An 18,033-nucleotide genomic window follows, 5' to 3' on the forward strand; every position below is an offset into this window, starting at 1 on the left:
GCAAATCGGAATCCGGGGAGAAGTCTGGGGAAAACTCAAGGCAAAACCGGGTATAACTTGGGGAAAACGCCATGCCTCTGGAAATGAACCGCGAAGTCTTCATCACCTGCGCCGTGACCGGCTCGGGCGGGACGCAGGATCGCAGCCCTCATGTGCCACGTTCGCCGAAGCAAATTGCCGACAGTGCGATTGCCGCCGCAAAGGCGGGCGCGGCTGTTGTGCACTGCCATGTGCGCGACCCCGAAACAGGTGCGCCGTCGCGCGATCTGGCGCTGTATCGTGAAGTGACCGATCGCATTCGGGATGCCGAGGTGGATGCAGTGCTGAACCTGACAGCTGGCATGGGTGGAGATATGGTGTTCGGCGGTATCGAAAACCCGCTGCCATTGGCAGAGGCTGGAACCGATCTGGTTGGTGCGACCGAACGTGTGGCCCATATCGCCGAGTGCCTGCCCGAGATCTGCACTCTGGACTGCGGCACTATGAACTTTGCCGAGGCCGATTATGTCATGACCAACACGCCCGGCGCGTTGCGCGCGATGGGACAGATGATGACAGACCTCGGCGTTAAGCCCGAGATCGAGGCGTTTGACACCGGCCATCTGTGGTTTGCCAAGCAACTGGTTAAGGAAGGGATTCTGGACCCCAACGCCCTGGTGCAGCTGTGCATGGGGGTCCCGTGGGGCGCTCCGGATGATCTGAACACCTTTATGGCGATGGTGAACAATGTGCCGGATGACTGGACCTTCAGTGCGTTTTCGCTGGGGCGGAATGAGATGCCGTTTGTTGCGGCTTCGGTTCTGGCGGGCGGCAACGTGCGCGTTGGTCTGGAAGATAACCTGTGGTTGGAGAAGGGCGTTCTGGCCGAGAACTGGCAACTGGTTGAACGTGCCGGAACCATTATCGAAAACATGGGCGCGCGGGTGATCGGGCCGCAAGAAGTCCGCGAGAAGCTGGGGCTGGTGAAGCGGGCCCCAAAGGGTTGACTGCCTGCGTCCGTTGCCCATGACCGGAAAGCGCAGGCGTGCCAGCAAAAGGAAGAGAGCAATGCGATCGGCGGTTGTAATCTGCGCGACGGTTCTGGCCGTATGTCTGCCCCGGGTTGGGGTGGGACAGACTGCGGAAGACCCCTTGGCCCGCAAGGAATGCGAAGCCAAGGGGGGAAGCTATGAGATGGGCGGTCGGATACGGCAGTTTATCTGCTTTGAACCGTTGTCCGACGCTGGAAGCTCTTGCGAAAAAGCCTCTGACTGCGCAGGATTCTGCCTGTCAGAAACCAAACAATGCAGCGCAGTGACACCGCAATTCGGATGCATTCCGCATCTGGATGAGGCTGGGCGCGCGCGGGTAATCTGTATCGATTAGAGGACAGCATGACAAAGACGGCAGCAATTATCGGGGGCGGTGTCATTGGCGGCGGATGGGCCGCGCGGTTCCTGCTCAATGGCTGGAACGTTCGGGTGTTCGACCCGGACCCCGAAGCGAAACGCAAAATAGGCGAAGTGCTGGACAATGCGCGCCGATCCTTGCCGGGGTTGAGCGATGTTCCGTTGCCACCCGAAGGTGCGCTGAGCTTTCATGACGACATGGCCGACGCCGTACAGGGCGCGACGTGGATCCAAGAAAGCGTGCCAGAGCGGTTGGACTTGAAGCTGAAGGTTTACAAGGGCTTGCAGGAGGCTTGTGACCCGGCTGCGATTATCGGATCCTCGACCAGCGGGTTCAAACCATCCGAGCTTCAGCACGGTGCCTTGCGCCCGGAACAGATCGTCGTGACGCACCCATTCAACCCAGTCTATCTGCTGCCGCTGATCGAGCTGGTGCCGACCGACAGAAACCCACCGGAGATGGTTGAACAGGCCAGGAAACTGCTGACCTCGGTTGGTTTCTTCCCGCTGCATGTCAAGAAAGAGATCGACGCGCATATCGCCGACCGCTTTCTGGAAGCCGTCTGGCGCGAGGCGTTGTGGCTGGTCAAGGACGGCATCGCCACCACCGAAGAGATCGACGAAGCGATCCGAATGGGCTTTGGCATCCGCTGGGCGCAGATGGGATTGTTCGAAACGTACCGTGTGGCCGGAGGTGAAGCGGGGATGCGGCATTTCATGGCTCAGTTCGGGCCAGCCTTGAAATGGCCCTGGACCAAGCTGATGGACGTGCCGGAATTCACCGATGAACTGGTCGACCTGATCGCCGATCAGTCAGACGCGCAATCGGGGATGCATTCGATCCGAGAACTGGAACGCATTCGCGACAACAACCTTGTGGGCATGATGCGGGCCCTCAAGGCGCAGAACTATGGTGCGGGGGCGGTGCTGAACCAGCATGATGCGCTGTTGAAGCCGGGTGCCTTGCCTACACTGGATCAGGCGGATCTGAGCCAGCCGATCCTGACCCTGTCCCGTGCCGTTCCGCTGGACTGGACGGATTACAACGGCCACATGAACGAGGCCAAGTATCTGGAAGCTTTTGCCGCCGCCACGGACCGTTTCATGGAGATCATTGGTTGCGATATGGAGTATATCGCGTCGGGTGGCAGTTATTTCACCGCTGAAAACCACATCCGTTACATCGACGAGGTCCATGCAGGGGCAAAGATCGACGTGCGCACGCAGATGCTGCTGGGGCAGGGCAAGAAGCTGCATGTCTTTCACAGCATGTATGAAGGCGACAAGCTGTTGGCCACGGGCGAGAGTTTCCTGCTGCATGTCAGTCTTGAAACCCGCCGCCCCAGTCCGCCGTCGCCCAAGATCGAAGCAGCGATGGCGCGGATTGCCAAGGCACAGGCCGGTTTGCCTTACCCTGAAGGGGCGGGGGCCGCCATTCGGAAGCCCTCATGACCCGGCGCGTATTGGTAACAGCCGGGGCATCGGGTGTCGGTCGGGCCATGGCCGCGGCGTTTGACGCCGCCGGTTATGATGTCTGGGTGACGGATATTGACCCGTCAGCTCTGGATGCTTTGCCCGACCATTGGGTGGCGCACAGGGCTGATGTAACAAATGAGACCGACATGAGCGCTGTGTTTCAGGCTGTCGGGGCGGCCGGTGGGTTGGACGTTCTGTGCGCAAATGCCGGGATCGCCGGGCCGACAAACGCGATCGAGGATATCGATCTGGATGGATGGCGCGCCTGTGTCGCGGTCAATCTGGACGGGGCCTTTCTGGCCGCCAAGTACGCCGCGCCGATGATGAAGTCGGCGCGGGCGGGCAGCATCATTCTGACCTCCTCCACCTCCGGTCAGTACGGCTATCCGTATCGTGCGCCTTATGCGTCGGCCAAATGGGCGATCATTGGGTTGATGAAAACGCTGGCGATGGAACTGGGGCCGCTGGGTATTCGCGCAAACGCCATTTGTCCGGGTGCGGTGGAAGGCCCGCGCATGGAAGGTGTCTTGGCCCGAGAGGCAGCCGCGAAAGGCATGACCCGCGATGAGGTTTACCAAGGCTACGCCTCTGGCACATCAATGGGGCGCTTTGTGGAAGCGCAGGATATCGCCAATATGGCCGTTTTTCTTGCTTCAGACGCCGCGCGGCTGGTATCGGGGCAGGTGATCGCGGTGGATGGGCACACCGTCAATCCCGACCCGAAACTGTAACTCAGCCTTGATTTGGGCCACGGATCTGGCGAATGGTCTGGCGGACCGCCTGCCAATCCTGTGCCTCTTTCTGGTTTCCGGCAGCTTCGCATTCGCGCATCTTTTGCGCGGCCTCTGCCTCGGCCCGGTCTCCGTGCGCAGCGTACAGGGCACGTGCGTATTGAGCGGTTTGAATTGCGTCCATTCCTGTGGTCCTCCGTTTGTGGTCGGAATGCCCGATGGTTCGCGCCAAGGGACGATAGCACAGGTTGCGCCTGGCTGCATCAACTGTTGCGGGAAACCGCCGTTCTGAGCTGTCGCAAATGGTTCGGGAAATCGCGGGCGGCGACATCGGCCTCGCGCACCAGAGTGTCGAAATGGCGTGAAAATGTCTCGATCCGATCCCGGTCGCGAAACGCCAAATAGTGGCTTCCGGCATAAAAAACGCAAAGAAGCGGTCCGAAAATCGTAACCGGGGCGGAATACAACCTTTTGGCATCAAACAGATAGATCCGCATCCGGGGATATAGTTGTTCACACAGGGCCAGCAGGTGATCGATCTGTTCCAGCCGAATATCCGGGCAGAGACCATGGTAATACCCTGTGGCGCTGGCAAAGCTCTCGATCTCGTACAACGGCATGGCAATTTCGTAATCCGACTGAGCGCTGCGCATCCAGGTCAGCCTATCCTCGGACGCTCCGATGGCCTGATCTGCCGTGCGACCCAGATGTGGGGCATATTCCCATTCCAGTACCGCGCGCGTCTTGAGCATGTCGGGCAGGGTGGCCGGGACATAGCGGATCTTGTACCCGGCGGCTTCCTTGTGCCACTCGAAAATCCGCTCATCGACAAGGGCGCGGGGGGCTTCCGTAAAGGACAGGGAACTGGCCAAAATCTCTGCCGCGCTTTCCGGTCTGTCGGACAGGCTCAGCAACCAGTCAGCCGAGACACCCAGTGCCGCGGCACAGCCACCCACAACATGCGCGTTGGGAAGACGCGCGCCTTGACCGGTCAACAACTGAGAAACGGTCGAACGGTCCACGCCGATGTGGCGCGCAAGCGCGCTTTGGCTGACGTGACGGTCCTCCATCGCCCGGGCAAGGCGTAGGCGGAATTGAGCGGCGCGGTCGCGTTTGTCGATGTTTTCCTGCATGCGATGAAAAATATCACAGATGATTAGTTTTGTTAATCATATTCAGAATTTTCAGCGTGAGAAATGAAATGTAACCCCTTTGTAAAAGCAAGAAGAATGGGGATCGGAATGGAAACGCGGCGAAGATCTGTCGTGAAAGCAATCGTGTGGAATGCCATGGGGTTGGCCACCATGACGCTGGTGGGCCTGGTCGCCACCGGCTCCGTCGCGGTTGGTGGGGCCTTGGCGTTGATCAACACCGCTATCGGCCTGACACTGTACGTGATCTACGAAAGACTATGGGCGGGAATCTCGTGGGGGCGTAATGGCTGAGCCTTCCACACCGAAATCACCCGAATGGGGCACGTTTATCCTGATCGTAGGGTGCTATGCCGCCTGGCTTGCCGGGTTGTTCTGGGTGGCAAACACGTCACTGTGGTTGGCGGCTCCGGCTCTGGGCTTTGTTGCAGCCCTGCATTCGTCTTTGACGCACGAAGTCCTGCATGGCCACCCATTTCGCGCCAAGTGGCTGAATGAGGCGCTGATGGCACTGCCACTGACCCTGGCCATTCCGTATAACCGCTTTCGTGATCTGCATTTGGCGCATCATCAGGATGCCACTTTGACTGACCCATATGACGATCCGGAATCCAACTACCTGGATCCCGAAATCTGGTCGGCGCTGCCGCGTGGCGTGCAGACGGTGCTGGCGCTTAACAACACGCTTCTGGGGCGGATGGTGCTGGGTCCGGCCATAGGGCAGGTTCTGTTTATGCGGGACGAGTGGCGGGGGCTGTGGCGCGGCGACAAGGCTGTCCTGTTGGCCTGGGCTTTGCACATACCCGGCGCGGCGGCGGTTCTGTGGATCGTTGCACAGTCAGCCATGCCGATCTGGGTTTATCTGATTTCGGCCTATATCGGGCTGGCGTTGCTGAAAATCCGCACGTTTCTGGAACACCGCGCGCACGAGAAATCCCGCGCACGGACTGTGATTATCGAAGACAGCGGGCCGTTGGCATTTCTGTTTTTGAACAATAACTTGCATGTTGTGCATCACATGAACCCAGCCGCGCCTTGGTATCGGCTGCCGTCGTTGTATCGTGATGGCAAAGACAGGTACCTGGCCTGCAATGAGGCTTATGTATACCGCTCCTATGCACAGATTTTCCGGCAGTATCTACTACGTGCCAAAGACCCGGTTCCGCATCCGCTCTGGTCAAAGCGCTGATTTGCCGACACAACGGGTGACATGAGTCTCTGGATCCCTGTCACCATCGCCGCCGCCAGTTTTCAGACCGTGCGATTCATGCTGCAAAAATCTCTGAGCAGCGTGAAACTGTCTGCCGCAGGCGCGACCTTTGCGCGGTTTGCTTACTCCATGCCGCTGGCCGTTGCCGGGCTGTTTGTGGCATTACATATAACCGGGGCCAGCCTGCCACCACTTGGCGGAGTATTCTGGCTTTATGCGGTTATTGGGGGCACCGCGCAAATCCTCGCAACGATTTGCGTGGTCGCGTTGTTCAAGCAACGAAATTTTGCGGTTGGGATCACCTTCAAGAAAACCGAAGTGATTCAGACCGCGATAGTCGGCTTTCTGGTTTTGGGTGACAGCGTTTCCCGCGGCGCGCTGATTGCGATCCTGTTGGGGTTGATGGCGGTGCTTTTGCTGTCAAAAACACCCGGTGGGGGCGGTGCCTGGTGGCGACATCTTACGAACCGCGCGTCCCAATTGGGGCTTGGATCAGGGGTTTTATTTGCCTTTTCTGCCGTCAGCTATCGCGGGGCGTCGCTGCAACTGGGCGATATCGACGCTTGGTTCCGGGCGCTGATCACCCTGGCCGCCGTCGTGACGTTCCAGTTTGTCAGCATGGGGCTGTGGCTGTTGTGGCGCGACCGGGCCGAGCTGCGTGCGGTTTGGCAGACGCGATCCACCGGCGTGTTTGTCGGCCTGACCAGTCTGGGTGGGTCGTTTTGCTGGTTCTGGGCCTTCACCTTGCAAAACGCAGCTTATGTCAAAGCGCTGGGTCAGGTGGAACTAATCTTCAGCCTGATGGCCTCGATCCTGTTTTTCCGCGAGACGATCACCCGGCGAGAAATCGCCGGGATGCTGCTGTTGGGTGTTTCGATACTAGCGTTGATGCTGGCGATTTAGCCCGCTCGACGCTCGTCAAAACTGAGGGCTATGAAGCTGGGCAGGTGATCACCCATGCCCACAACGGCCCGACCGGTGTCTTCCTTGCGTCCCCGGCCACGGCCCTTTGGCTCTCGCTCTTTCCTGACGTCTTTTTTGCCATCTGGCTCCCGGGTTTTCTTCTCGGGCGTCGGCTTTTCGGGCTTGGGGTCTTCCTTGATCGGATTGTCGAGGCGTGGAATGTCTTTCTGGATCAGCTTTTCGATCGCGGCGAGGGCCTTTTCATCTCGGCCTGAACAGATCGTAATTGCCTTGCCTTCGCGCCCGGCACGACCGGTGCGGCCGATGCGGTGTACATAATCCTCGGGGTGGCCGGGGACGTCGAAATTGAACACGTGGCTGACGGCCGGAACGTCCAGACCGCGCGCAGCGACGTCCGATGCCACCAGCAGGCGCAATGATCCGTCGCGGAACCCGTCCAGTGTCTTCATCCGCTGTGACTGATCCAGATCGCCATGGATGGCGGCCGCATCATAGCCATATTTCTTCAGCGATTTCGCACAGATATCGACATCTGTCTTGCGATTGCAGAAGATGATTGCGTTGGTGCACTTTTCACCCTCAGCGTCGATCAAAGCACGCAGCACGTTGCGCTTCTGGCTTGCTTCACGATCCCGGCGGCCGCCTTTGAACATGACAACGCCCTGTTCGATCGTCTCGGATGCGGTTGCTTGCCGGGCAACTTCAACCCGTGCAGGGGCCGACAGGAATGTATCTGTGATTCGTTCGATCTCGGATGCCATGGTCGCCGAGAAGAACAGCGTTTGCCGTGTGAAAGGCGTCAGCGAGAAGATGCGCTCGATGTCAGGAATAAAGCCCATATCCAGCATCCGGTCGGCTTCGTCCACCACCATGATCTGCACGCCGTTCAGCAGCAGCTTGCCACGTTCGAAATGATCCAGAAGACGACCCGGAGTGGCGATCAGAACATCGACGCCGCGGTCGATCAGCGCCTCTTGCTCTTTGAAACTGACGCCGCCGATCAACAGCGCTTTGGTCAGTTTCAGGTGCTTGCTGTAGGTGTCGAAATTCTCGGCCACCTGAGCCGCCAGTTCCCGCGTCGGGCACAGAACCAGCGAGCGTGGCATCCGCGCGCGGGCACGTCCACGCGCCAGCAGAGTGATCATCGGCAGTGTGAAACTGGCGGTTTTTCCGGTGCCGGTCTGGGCGATTCCCAAGACATCGCGGCCTTCCAGAGCGGGAGGAATCGCGCCTTCCTGAATAGGGGTTGGGGTTTCGTATCCGGCTTCCTCAATGGCTTTGAGGACCTTCGGGTTCAGGTTTAGTTCGTTAAATTTTGTCATGTAAGTCCGGTTTTTGCGGACACTTGACCTGGCCCGCGCGTCAAAGATGTGCCGGGCCCGGATGGCCATACGCGTGATGCGACATTTCGGCTTGTACGCGGACATAACAAAAACGTTGGTCGGGGTCAAATGAAGAGAATTTCACCTGTTCCTGCCCGTGGCTTTCCGTGAATTTCAGCAACAATTCAGCAACTTCCGGGGAAGTGTTTCTCTAGCTTTTCGTCCAGGTTCAGTGGTCGGTGGCGCAGCAGGCCGTGGCGTTCAAGGTTGGCGCGCACCCCTGAGTCTGTGCCGCTCATTTCTTTGTAGAACGCGCGCAGGCCGTCCATGCCTTGTTCGACCTCGATCCAGTTGAGTAGTTCATTCTTGCTCAGACCACCCTGGTCACGCGGGACATTCGGTGCCATGCCTGCCTGATACGAGCCGCGATCCATGCGAAACTGATAATGCGCAATCCAGTGGTCCCAACCCGGGGCATGGCGATGGCACAGATCGATCTGAGGGAGTTCGTGTTTGCAGGGCAGAAGCACTTTGTTCTGAAACAGGTTGTGGATGCGGAAGCTTAAGTTTTTCAATCCGGTGCGCACGAACAACTTTCCCTGCACGTGGCTTAGGAAACCACCCATGACAAACGCGCCGTAATTCGGATAGATGGTCTCGACCAACGCCTCGCGGTTCGGGCCATGCGGGATATGTGCTTTGTACAGGTCTTTGCCCCCGGCCAGCGCCTCTAACGGGCGGACACGGGCGGCGTGAACCGCGTTCGGAACATCGCGCAACACATCTGCGATGGGGATTGTAGACCATAGAAATTCATCCACGTCGATATGGGTCAACCAATCCAGTTGAGTGTTTCGGTAGGCAAAAGTGGCGTGAACCGACTGGCGCACCTGATGTTTTTCCGGTCGTGCGCGTCCGCGTTTTTCCCAAAAGGCATCATCACAGACGCGAACCCGGACCTTGGGGTGCATTCTGAGTGCTCTGAACGTGCGGCGGTTGGGCTCGTCCATGTAGATATACATGAAATCCGCCCCCAGTTCGAGGTGATGGGCCACGAACCGAAGGACGTCTTCGGTTGGCCCCCGGACCATCGAGACAATGCCCCAGGTGGTCATTTGCGCGGCGCGCGGGTGTCGCGCATGAGTTTCAGACGCCGAAAGACACCGCCGGGGTCCTTGTTCAGTTCGGTCATCAGGTGATCCACGAGTGGCGCAATGGTGGGATCGTTCATCGCTTTGGTCCAGATCGGGGCGATGAGATTGACATCCAGGCCGCCCTTTTCGAAGGAAAAGCCTTTCATCTGATAGGGCAGCGGCACGTGTTTCCTGTCCTTGAACTGAAACGGCGTTTCCGCGGCCAGCCCCGAGAAGAGCCTCTCGAACTCATACAGTTTCATCATGCCGAAGAATACGCGCAAGGCATGTCCGACCTCGCGCTGTGTCGGGGTCTGACCATGATCGGCAAAGGTCTGAACAGAAGACACCAGCCATCGCAGGTCGAGGACGGAAAGAAGGTGATCTGATTGCTCTTGCCACACCCGGCAGAACAGCGCAGGGGCCTGACGCGGGAATGACCGCTTTCTTAGGTTCGAGATCAGTTGGGCGTTGAGGAAGGCAAGCTCCGAATTCCCGACAAATTCCCGCGCGATCTGGACGCGCTTACGGTCCCACGTGCTACTGCGTCCGGGCGGCAATTCGGTGGCTGTGTCGGGCACGGTTCGTTTGGCCAGATCTTCCAGATCGACGTCAAGCACGGGCAGGGTCAGGGTGCCGAACTGAAACGGGCTGCGCCGGTTCTCATAGCTGTCCAGCATGTCGGGCAGGCCACCGGGATAGGTCAGTTCGTCGTCACTCATGCGCGCAGGATTGCACAGCCGGGTTCGGCTGCGCAATCAGCCAGTTGCCTCAGGTCATCATCTCTTTTGTCGCGGTCAGATTCAGCGCGGGATAATCGCGGACGACCCGGTCGATATCCCATTGCAGGCGGGTCAGATAGACAATGTCGCCGTCATGGTCATGGGCGATGTGCTGTTTGTTGGCATTCACGAACTTTTCGACCTCGGTCTTTTCACCACTGACCCATCGGGCCGAGGTGAACTGCGATGGTTCAAAGCGCACGGGCAGGCCGTATTCCATCTCGATTCGGCTGGCGAGCACTTCGAACTGCAATGCACCAACGACCCCCACGATAAAACCCGAGCCGATCGAGGGTTTGAACACTTTGGCGGCGCCTTCTTCGGCGAACTGCATCAGGGCTTTTTCCAGATGCTTGGCCTTCATCGGGTCTCCGGGCCGCACTGTTTGCAACAGTTCCGGCGCGAAGGAGGGGATGCCGGTCACGCGCAGCGCTTCGCCTTCGGTTAGGGTGTCGCCGATACGCAGTTGCCCGTGGTTGGGAATGCCGATGATATCTCCGGCCCAGGCCTCTTCCGCCAATTCCCGGTCTGAGGCGAGGAACATCACAGGGTTCGAGATCGCCATCGGTTTTTTCGACCGCACATGGGTCAGTTTCATACCTCGCTTGAAGTGGCCGCTGGCCATGCGGACAAACGCCACCCGGTCGCGGTGCTTGGGGTCCATGTTGGCCTGCACTTTGAAGACAAACCCTGCGACCTTCTTTTCGTCGGGGGATATCTGGCGCGGTTCGGCAGACTGAACCTGTGGCTGCGGGCCATAGGCACCGATGCCTTCCATCAGTTCCTTGACGCCAAACGAGTTGATGGCCGAACCGAACCAGATCGGTGTCATATGGCCTTCCAGCACAGCCTGCGGGTCAAGCGCGGGCAGCAATTCGCGGGCCATCTCGACCTCTTCCAGCAGCTTGTCCAGCAGATGCTCGGGCACGTGTTCCGCCAGTTTCGGGTCGTCCAGCCCATTGATCTCGATGCTTTCGGCCACCTTGTTGCGGTCCGCGCGATCCATCAGTTCAAGCCGGTCGCGCAGCATGTCGTAGCAGCCGATAAAATCGCGGCCCACGCCGATGGGCCATGCCGCAGGGGTGACGTCGATGGCCAGCATTTCCTGAATTTCGTCGATGATCTCGAACGTATCGCGGCTTTCGCGGTCCATCTTGTTGCAGAAGGTCAGGATCGGCAGATCGCGCAGGCGGCAGACCTCGAACAGTTTCTGCGTCTGGCTTTCCACACCTTTCGCTCCGTCGATCACCATCACGGCGGCATCCACAGCGGTCAGCGTGCGATAGGTATCCTCGGAAAAGTCCGAGTGACCCGGCGTATCCACCAGATTGAACCTGAAGGTGTCATAGTCAAATGACATTGCGGATGCGGAAACCGAGATACCGCGATCCTTCTCCATTTGCATAAAGTCCGACCGGGTTCGCCGGGCTTCGCCTTTGGCACGGACCTGACCGGCCATCTGAATCGCACCCCCGTACAGCAGGAACTTTTCCGTCAGCGTCGTCTTGCCCGCATCCGGGTGCGAGATGATGGCGAATGTCCGGCGCCGGGCGATCTCGGGCGGCAGGGAGGGTTGGTTCGAGGTATCAAGCATGAGCGCGCGTATATGCGGGGAATCCTGCCGAAGCAAGACAAAGGGGCTGGTTCGAATCATACGTCTGTGGCAATAAGAACATATAGTGAACAGATGATGGAGTGGATCAATGAATTTGAAAGAGATTGCCGACGAACTGGTGGCCGGTTGCCGGGAAGACCGGGCAAAGGAAAACCTGTCCAAGCTGTATGCACCCGACGCCGTATCGGTCGAAGGGCAGGACTTTCAGGGAATGGGTCGGGAGACCAAAGGGCTCGACGCCATCCGTGGCAAACACGAGTGGTGGGAAAGCGCTCATGAGGTTTCTGGTGCGTCTGTCAGTGACCCGTTTCCCCATGGCGAAGACCGTTTTGCCGTGATTTTCGAAGTGCAGGGCAAGGTGAAGGAAACCGGCGAAGCGTTCGATATGCGCGAAGTGGGTGTCTATCACGTCGCCGACGGCAAGATCGTCCGGGAAGAGTTCTTTTACTGAGGTGGCGCTGCCGTTCTGGTCTTCCCTGTCTGGCCGGTGCTAGACATGCGGCAATGACTGACAGGGAGGATCCGATGGATCTGGGAATTCAAGCAAAACGCGCGCTGGTCTGTGCCAGCAGCAAGGGATTGGGTCTTGGGTGCGCCGAGGCGCTTGCTGCGGCTGGCGTAAACCTCGTGATGAACGCACGTGGTTCCAAGGCGTTGGAGGCTGAGGCCGCGCGCCTGCGGTCAGAGCACGGCGTTGAGGTGCAGACCGTGGCCTGTGACGTGACCACGCCCGACGGGCAAGCGCAGGTAATCAAAGCTGCACAGGGCGTTGATATTCTTGTGACAAATGCCGGTGGACCGCCGCCCGGATCGTGGTCGGACTGGGAGCGGGATGATTTCATCAAGGCGCTGGATAGCAACATGCTGACACCGATTGCATTCATGAAAGCGTTGCTTCCCGAAATGATGGACAAGGGATGGGGCCGGGTGGTCAACATAACCTCGCAATCCGTGCGTGCGCCGATTGCGGTTCTGGGCCTGTCAAATGCGGCGCGTACCGGTCTGACTGGCTATGTTGCCGGAACTTCGCGTCAGGTGGCGCCACACGGGGTGACCATCAACAACCTGCTGCCGGGTATTCATGCCACGGACCGGGCGGATTCTCTAGACAGCGGTGTGGCGGAACAACAGGGTATTTCGATCGACGAAGCACGCGCCAACCGTGCGGCGACAATCCCGGTCAGACGCTATGGTTCGCGGCAGGAATTTGGTGCCACCTGTGCGTTTCTCTGTTCGCAACATGCGGGCTTTATTGTCGGCCAGAACATCCTGCTGGACGGCGGTGCGACCAACCTGACGATGTGACCATGGCGCAGGGGTTTTCGTTAAAGGATCAGTTGTTCAACGCTGATAAGGTAAGCTTTCTCAGTAAGTTATTTGTGGAAGCTGAACCGGCGTTCAATGCTCCTGCGTTTCGGACACAGGTCATGTCGCGCCTGCCCGAACTGGAACTTAAAGAGCGTATGGCCTGGATCGCTGAGTGTCTGCAACAGGCCCTGCCGGATGACTTGCCAACAGTCGCCCCGGTGATTTTGCGGGCATTGCCGCCTGCGCTGGACCCTTCCAGATCGGATGATGATTTCGGCGATTTCATTTTCGCGCCTCTGGGTGAATGGGTCGCTGGTATCGGGCTGGGTCACGTTGGTGTATCCTTGGACGTGTTGGAAGAGCTGACGCAGCGGTTTTCGATGGAATGGGCCATTCGGCCTTTCCTGAATCATGCCCCGGACAGGGTGCTCGAGCGGATGCAGGACTGGTGTACCCATGACAGCTATCACGTGCGCCGATTGGTCAGTGAAGGCACGCGGCCCCGTCTGCCATGGGGGCAGGGCATCGGTCTGGGTCTGACGGACCCGTTGCCGCTGTTGGACCGATTGCACGGTGATCCGACCCGGTATGTCACGCGGTCCGTTGCCAACCATCTGAATGACATCACCAAAAAGGACCCTGGCCTGGTGCTGGGCCGTCTGGACAAGTGGCGCGCCGAGGGGCGACAGACCACGGCAGAGCTGGAGTGGATGACTTCTCATGCGCTGCGCGGACTGGTCAAGGCGGGGCACCCAGAGGCGATGAAAATGCTGGGATTTAACCCGGATACCGATGTTGCAGTAACGATTGACCTGAAGTCCAAAGCCCGCATCGGCGGCGCATTGGAGTTTTCAGTCGGTTTGAGCGGAGAAGGTGAACAGCTCGTCCTGGTGGATTATATCATTCACTTTCAACGCCCTGGAGGGAAAACCTCAGCGAAGGTGCATAAGCTGAAACAGGCAACCCTGAAAGGCGGCAAGCTTAATCTTGACAAGCGTCACAAACTGAAGGGCGATGCCACGACTTTCAAGCTGGTCCCCGGAGCGCATCGGCTTGAAGTTCAGGTGAATGGCAATATCCGCGCCGGTGTGGATTTCGAGCTGCTGGCGTAAAGCCCCACCAGGAGGCTCACACTTTTGTCAGAAGCGCCTTACCCGGATTGCGAACCGCGGACCTGTGCATTAGCTGCGATGCAGCCACTTGCAAGGGGAAGACCGCGATGAAGCATGAATCGGTGCAGAATTATTATGGTGAAGTCCTGCAAAGCAGTGCGGATTTGCAGACCAACGCCTGCTGCACGCCTGACGACATGCCAGAACACCTCAAGCGTATCCTCTCAAGGATTCACGACGATGTGCTGAAGCGCTACTATGGCTGCGGTCTTATCGCGCCGCTGGATCTTGAAGGCATGTCGATCCTCGATCTCGGCTGCGGGGCCGGACGCGACGTCTATGCCTTGTCCGCCATGGTCGGTGAAAAGGGCCGGGTTGTCGGGATCGACATGACGCCTGAGCAATTGGATGTCGCCCGTGCGCATCAGGAATATCATGCCAGCGCGTTTGGCCACGCCCAGAGCAATGTGGAATTCCATCACGGTTACATCGAAAAGCTGGATGAGCTGAATCTGGAGCCCGGATCGTTTGACATCATCGTCTCGAACTGTGTCATCAACCTGGCGACCGACAAGGATGCTGTTCTGAAGGGCGCGCACCGGTTGCTGAAAGAGGGCGGCGAAATGTACTTCTCGGACGTCTATGCCGACCGCCGTATCCCACAGGCGATGACCGAGGATGAGGTTTTGTATGGCGAGTGCCTGTCGGGTGCATTGTACTGGAACGACTTCCTGTCGATGGCGCGCAAGGCGGGTTTCGGCGATCCGCGCCGGGTGACGCATCGCCCGCTGACCATCGAGAACCCGGTGTTGGAAGAACGTGTTGCCCCGCTCAAATTCCTTTCGGCGACCTATCGTCTGTTCAAGCTGCCTGCGCTGGAACCGGCCTGTGAGGATTACGGTCAGGCGGTGGTCTATAAAGGCACTGTTCCCAACGCACCGCATGCGTTTGTTCTGGACGATCACCACGTTATTGAAACCGGTAAGGTCTTTCCGGTCTGCGGCAATACCTGGATGATGCTTCGGGACACGCGGTTTGCCCGCCATTTCGACTTTATCGGCGATTTTTCTACCCACTTCGGTATTTTCGAGGGCTGCGGCGGCGAAAGCCCGTTTGAGGCCACAGGCGAAGCAGCTTCACCCGGTGGTTGCTGCTGATCGCTTGCACCTGAGGGGCGGGGTTGCTATCCCCGCCCAAGCCCGATGGATTTGATCGGGACAGGCAATGGGGTCCATCGGTGACAGGTAACGCAACTCCTCCGCGTCTGGAAATTCGCAACATTATTTGCCGGTTCGAAGGGCGTGTCGTTGTGGATGACGTGTCGTTGACCGTGCAGGCCGGCAAGGTGACGTGTTTGTTGGGGCCGTCTGGCTGCGGGAAATCCACAACCTTGCGCATGATTGCCGGGGTTGAGATGCAGGACTCGGGCGAGATCTACGTCGATGGCAAGCTGATCTGTGACACCGTGTTTCGGGTGCCGCCAGAGCGGCGCGAGATCGGGTTGATGTTTCAGGACTTTGCGCTGTTTCCTCATCTGAGCGTGGCCAACAACGTGGCCTTTGGCCTGAGGGGCAGCAAGGACGAGAAACGTGCCCGGGTCGAGGAACTGCTGCGCAAAGTGGACCTGATGCGGTTCATCGACGGTTTCCCACATCAGTTATCGGGCGGAGAGCAACAGCGCGTGGCCCTGGCCCGCGCTTTGGCGCCACGCCCCAGGATCATGCTGATGGACGAGCCGTTCTCGGGTCTCGACAACCGTCTGCGCGACGGTATTCGCGACGAGACGCTGTCCATTCTCAAGGAAGAGGATGCGGCTGTCCTGCTGGTCACACACGAGCCGGAAGAGGCAATGCGGATGGCGGATGAGATCGCGCTGATGCGGCGCGGAAAGATCGTCCAGCAGGGCGCGCCGTACAACGTCTACACCCGACCCGCAGACAAGGCAGCCGTGGCGTTTTTCAGTGATATTAACGTGCTGCAAGCGCAAGTGAACGGAGCGCTGGCCGACACGCCTTTTGGTCAATTCCTGGCGCCGGGTATCCCGGATGGAACGGATGTCGAGATCGTCTTCCGCCCCCAGCACGTCAAACTGGATTTTGATCGCAACGGCAATGGCCCATTGCCGACCGCGACTGATGGAGTAGCAGCGCGGGGCGTGGTCGAACGTGCGCGTTTTCTGGGAAACGAAAGCCTGGTCGAGTTTCGCATGGACTACGACGGCTCGGTCCTCAGGGCGACGGTTCCGAATGTCTTTGTGCCCAATCCGGGCCGTGTCATGTGGCTGACCATTCGTCGTGACAAGTGTTTCATTTTTCCCAAGATGCAGAGTTGACCTCTCGATTTCCGTACGAGTGGTGCGCGAAAGCCTCAGGTTGCAGGTCCACGTCGCTTGCCGCAGCGCAGTGCCGGGTCTATCAAGGGCCAAACGTGGGGGTAGATCGGGCACATGCGTATTCTTCTGACCAATGATGACGGGATCAACGCTCCGGGCTTGATCACGCTGGAAGCGATCGCTGCTGAACTGGCAGGGCCGGATGGCGAGGTTTGGGTTGTTGCACCTGCCTTTGAGCAATCCGGGGTCGGGCATTGTATCAGTTACACCCACCCCACAATGATCGCCAAGCTGAGCGAACGGCGTTATGCGGCGGAAGGGTCGCCTGCGGATTGTGTATTGGCGGGGCTGCATGATGTGATGACGGACTGCCCACCGGATCTGGTCCTGTCCGGCGTGAACCGGGGCAACAACTCAGCCGAAAACACGCTTTATTCGGGCACTATTGGCGGCGCGATGGAAGCGGCTCTGCAAGGTATTCCTGCTATTGCCTTGTCACAGTATTTCGGCCCACGAAACCTGGGGCTGGACGACCCGTTCGAAGCTGCCGCTCGGTACGGGGCAGACCTCGTCCGGCGCATTCTGGATGCAAATCCGGAGGAGCAGGGCGATTACCGTTTGTTTTACAACGTGAATTTTCCACCTGTTCCGGCAGATGAGGTGCTGGGTACGCGCGTTGCAGCGCAGGGATTTCGGCGCGACACGCATTTTTCGGTCGAGCCGCACAGCTCGCCCTCGGGGCGGCGCTTCCTGTGGATCAAGGGTGGCTATCAGCATAACCCGACTGCGCCGGGAACGGATGCTGCGGTCAATCTGGAAGGCTATATCTCGGTCACGCCGATGCGCGCCGACTTGACCGCATATGACATGCTGGAGGCATTGAAGGCGGTCGAATGAGCGGATTGGACCCGGAAACCGTGATGCAGTTCCTGTTTGCCCTGCGCAAACGGGGGGTTACGGATGCGCGCGTTCTGGCGGCGATGGAACAGGTTGACCGGGGACGCTTTGTCACCGGCCTGTTCGCGGATCGCGCCTACGAGGACATGCCATTGCCGATTTCCTGCGGTCAGACGATCAGTCAGCCATCGGTCGTCGGCCTCATGACGCAGGCGCTGGACGTTCGGCCGCGCGATACCGTGCTCGAGATCGGAACGGGGTCGGGTTACCAGGCCGCAATCTTGTCGAAACTGGCGCGCCGGGTCTATACGGTCGAACGCCACCGGCGGCTGGTCAGCGAGACAGGAAAGCTTTTTGCCGATCTGGGGCTTACGAATATCACGTCCATGTTGTCGGATGGATCCTTTGGTTTGCCGGAACAGGCTCCGTTTGATCGGATCATTGTGACGGCGGCGGCCGAAGACCCTCCGGGACCACTCTTGGCGCAGCTGAAAATCGGGGGTATTATGGTTTTACCCGTGGGTCAGTCGGACACGGTGCAGCAGTTGATCAAAGTGACGCGCACCGAGGACGGTCTGGACTATGACGAATTGACGTCGGTCCGTTTCGTGCCCCTGCTTGAAGGGCTTGGCAAGGACGAGGCGTAGCAGGC

Annotated in this window: 20 protein-coding genes; 14 read left to right on the top strand and 6 right to left on the bottom strand. The window is 58.8% G+C overall.

Translation table 11 applies throughout. From position 1 onward, the window contains the following. Window positions 1–71 precede the first annotated feature (71 nt). The 4 genes from D1823_RS04120 to D1823_RS04135 all read left to right on the top strand — a co-directional run bounded on the left by D1823_RS04120 (window position 72) and on the right by D1823_RS04135 (window position 3,595). Window positions 72–986 (top strand): 3-keto-5-aminohexanoate cleavage protein, encoded by a 915-nt coding sequence (locus D1823_RS04120; protein ID WP_117868736.1) that lies wholly within the window; start codon window positions 72–74, stop codon window positions 984–986. Between the two features lie 61 nt (window positions 987–1,047). Continuing rightward, window positions 1,048–1,365 carry a hypothetical protein gene (locus tag D1823_RS04125; RefSeq protein ID WP_117868737.1) on the top strand — a complete coding sequence of 106 codons (318 nt, stop codon included), beginning with the start codon at window positions 1,048–1,050 and terminating at the stop codon, window positions 1,363–1,365. Between the two features lie 8 nt (window positions 1,366–1,373). Continuing rightward, a complete protein-coding gene (locus D1823_RS04130) occupies window positions 1,374–2,840 on the top strand; it encodes a carnitine 3-dehydrogenase (protein WP_117868738.1) in 1,467 nt (488 codons plus the stop codon). Beyond that, window positions 2,837–3,595, top strand: a complete 759-nt coding sequence (locus D1823_RS04135) for an SDR family oxidoreductase (protein ID WP_117868739.1) — start codon at window positions 2,837–2,839, stop codon at window positions 3,593–3,595. The genes D1823_RS04130 and D1823_RS04135 overlap by 4 nt, the downstream gene beginning before the upstream one ends. A gap of 1 nt (window position 3,596) precedes the next feature. Here the strand turns inward: D1823_RS04135 and D1823_RS04140 are convergent, their stop codons facing one another. Then, the gene (locus D1823_RS04140) at window positions 3,597–3,779 is read right to left on the bottom strand and encodes a hypothetical protein (protein ID WP_117868740.1); all 183 of its coding nucleotides are present in this window, start codon (window positions 3,777–3,779) and stop codon (window positions 3,597–3,599) included. Window positions 3,780–3,858: 79 nt separating this feature from the next. Beyond that, window positions 3,859–4,728: a helix-turn-helix domain-containing protein gene (locus D1823_RS04145; RefSeq protein ID WP_117868741.1), complete on the bottom strand. Its 870-nt coding sequence runs from the start codon at window positions 4,726–4,728 to the stop codon at window positions 3,859–3,861. A 108-nt stretch (window positions 4,729–4,836) separates the two neighbouring features. Between D1823_RS04145 and D1823_RS04150 the strand changes: the two genes are divergently transcribed. From D1823_RS04150 to D1823_RS04160, 3 genes are read left to right on the top strand one after another with little or no spacing between them, the layout of a single operon-like run. Beyond that, complete coding sequence (locus D1823_RS04150; RefSeq protein ID WP_117872723.1) at window positions 4,837–5,040, top strand: DUF2061 domain-containing protein; 204 nt, start codon at window positions 4,837–4,839, stop codon at window positions 5,038–5,040. Further along, window positions 5,033–5,935: a fatty acid desaturase gene (locus tag D1823_RS04155; RefSeq protein ID WP_117868742.1), complete on the top strand. Its 903-nt coding sequence runs from the start codon at window positions 5,033–5,035 to the stop codon at window positions 5,933–5,935. Before D1823_RS04150 ends, D1823_RS04155 begins: the two co-directional genes overlap by 8 nt. Before the next feature lie 21 nt (window positions 5,936–5,956). Further along, a complete protein-coding gene (locus D1823_RS04160) occupies window positions 5,957–6,859 on the top strand; it encodes an EamA family transporter (protein WP_117868743.1) in 903 nt (300 codons plus the stop codon). Here the strand turns inward: D1823_RS04160 and D1823_RS04165 are convergent. From D1823_RS04165 to D1823_RS04180, 4 genes are all read right to left on the bottom strand, one after another. Continuing rightward, entirely contained in the window at window positions 6,856–8,202 is a 1,347-nt protein-coding gene (locus D1823_RS04165; protein ID WP_117868744.1) for a DEAD/DEAH box helicase, read from the bottom strand. The genes D1823_RS04160 and D1823_RS04165 overlap by 4 nt on opposite strands. A gap of 185 nt (window positions 8,203–8,387) precedes the next feature. Further along, window positions 8,388–9,317, bottom strand: a complete 930-nt coding sequence (locus D1823_RS04170; protein ID WP_254683793.1) for a glycosyltransferase family 2 protein — start codon at window positions 9,315–9,317, stop codon at window positions 8,388–8,390. Continuing rightward, complete coding sequence (locus D1823_RS04175; protein ID WP_117868745.1) at window positions 9,314–10,057, bottom strand: hypothetical protein; 744 nt, start codon at window positions 10,055–10,057, stop codon at window positions 9,314–9,316. The genes D1823_RS04170 and D1823_RS04175 overlap by 4 nt, the downstream gene beginning before the upstream one ends. Window positions 10,058–10,106: 49 nt before the next feature. Then, window positions 10,107–11,711: a peptide chain release factor 3 gene (locus D1823_RS04180; protein ID WP_117868746.1), complete on the bottom strand. Its 1,605-nt coding sequence runs from the start codon at window positions 11,709–11,711 to the stop codon at window positions 10,107–10,109. 109 nt (window positions 11,712–11,820) lie between these two features. Between D1823_RS04180 and D1823_RS04185 the strand changes: the two genes are divergently transcribed. From D1823_RS04185 to D1823_RS04215, 7 genes are all read left to right on the top strand, one after another. Beyond that, on the top strand, window positions 11,821–12,183 hold the full coding sequence (locus D1823_RS04185; RefSeq protein WP_117868747.1) for a nuclear transport factor 2 family protein: 363 nt from the start codon (window positions 11,821–11,823) through the stop codon (window positions 12,181–12,183). 74 nt (window positions 12,184–12,257) lie between these two features. Continuing rightward, entirely contained in the window at window positions 12,258–13,037 is a 780-nt protein-coding gene (locus D1823_RS04190; protein WP_117868748.1) for an SDR family oxidoreductase, read from the top strand. Between the two features lie 2 nt (window positions 13,038–13,039). Next, window positions 13,040–14,152: a hypothetical protein gene (locus tag D1823_RS04195; protein WP_117868749.1), complete on the top strand. Its 1,113-nt coding sequence runs from the start codon at window positions 13,040–13,042 to the stop codon at window positions 14,150–14,152. Window positions 14,153–14,259: 107 nt separating this feature from the next. Continuing rightward, window positions 14,260–15,309: a methyltransferase domain-containing protein gene (locus tag D1823_RS04200; protein ID WP_117868750.1), complete on the top strand. Its 1,050-nt coding sequence runs from the start codon at window positions 14,260–14,262 to the stop codon at window positions 15,307–15,309. Window positions 15,310–15,389: 80 nt separating this feature from the next. Continuing rightward, window positions 15,390–16,484, top strand: coding sequence for an ABC transporter ATP-binding protein (locus D1823_RS04205; RefSeq protein WP_205511910.1), 1,095 nt, complete (start codon window positions 15,390–15,392; stop codon window positions 16,482–16,484). A gap of 114 nt (window positions 16,485–16,598) precedes the next feature. Beyond that, window positions 16,599–17,381, top strand: coding sequence for a 5'/3'-nucleotidase SurE (surE, locus tag D1823_RS04210; protein WP_117868751.1), 783 nt, complete (start codon window positions 16,599–16,601; stop codon window positions 17,379–17,381). After that, the gene (locus tag D1823_RS04215) at window positions 17,378–18,028 is read left to right on the top strand and encodes a protein-L-isoaspartate(D-aspartate) O-methyltransferase (RefSeq protein WP_117868752.1); all 651 of its coding nucleotides are present in this window, start codon (window positions 17,378–17,380) and stop codon (window positions 18,026–18,028) included. Before surE ends, D1823_RS04215 begins: the two co-directional genes overlap by 4 nt. Window positions 18,029–18,033: the final 5 nt, after the last annotated feature.

This window comes from Ruegeria sp. AD91A, assembly GCF_003443535.1.
In the GTDB taxonomy this organism is placed as follows: Bacteria; Pseudomonadota; Alphaproteobacteria; order Rhodobacterales; family Rhodobacteraceae; genus Ruegeria.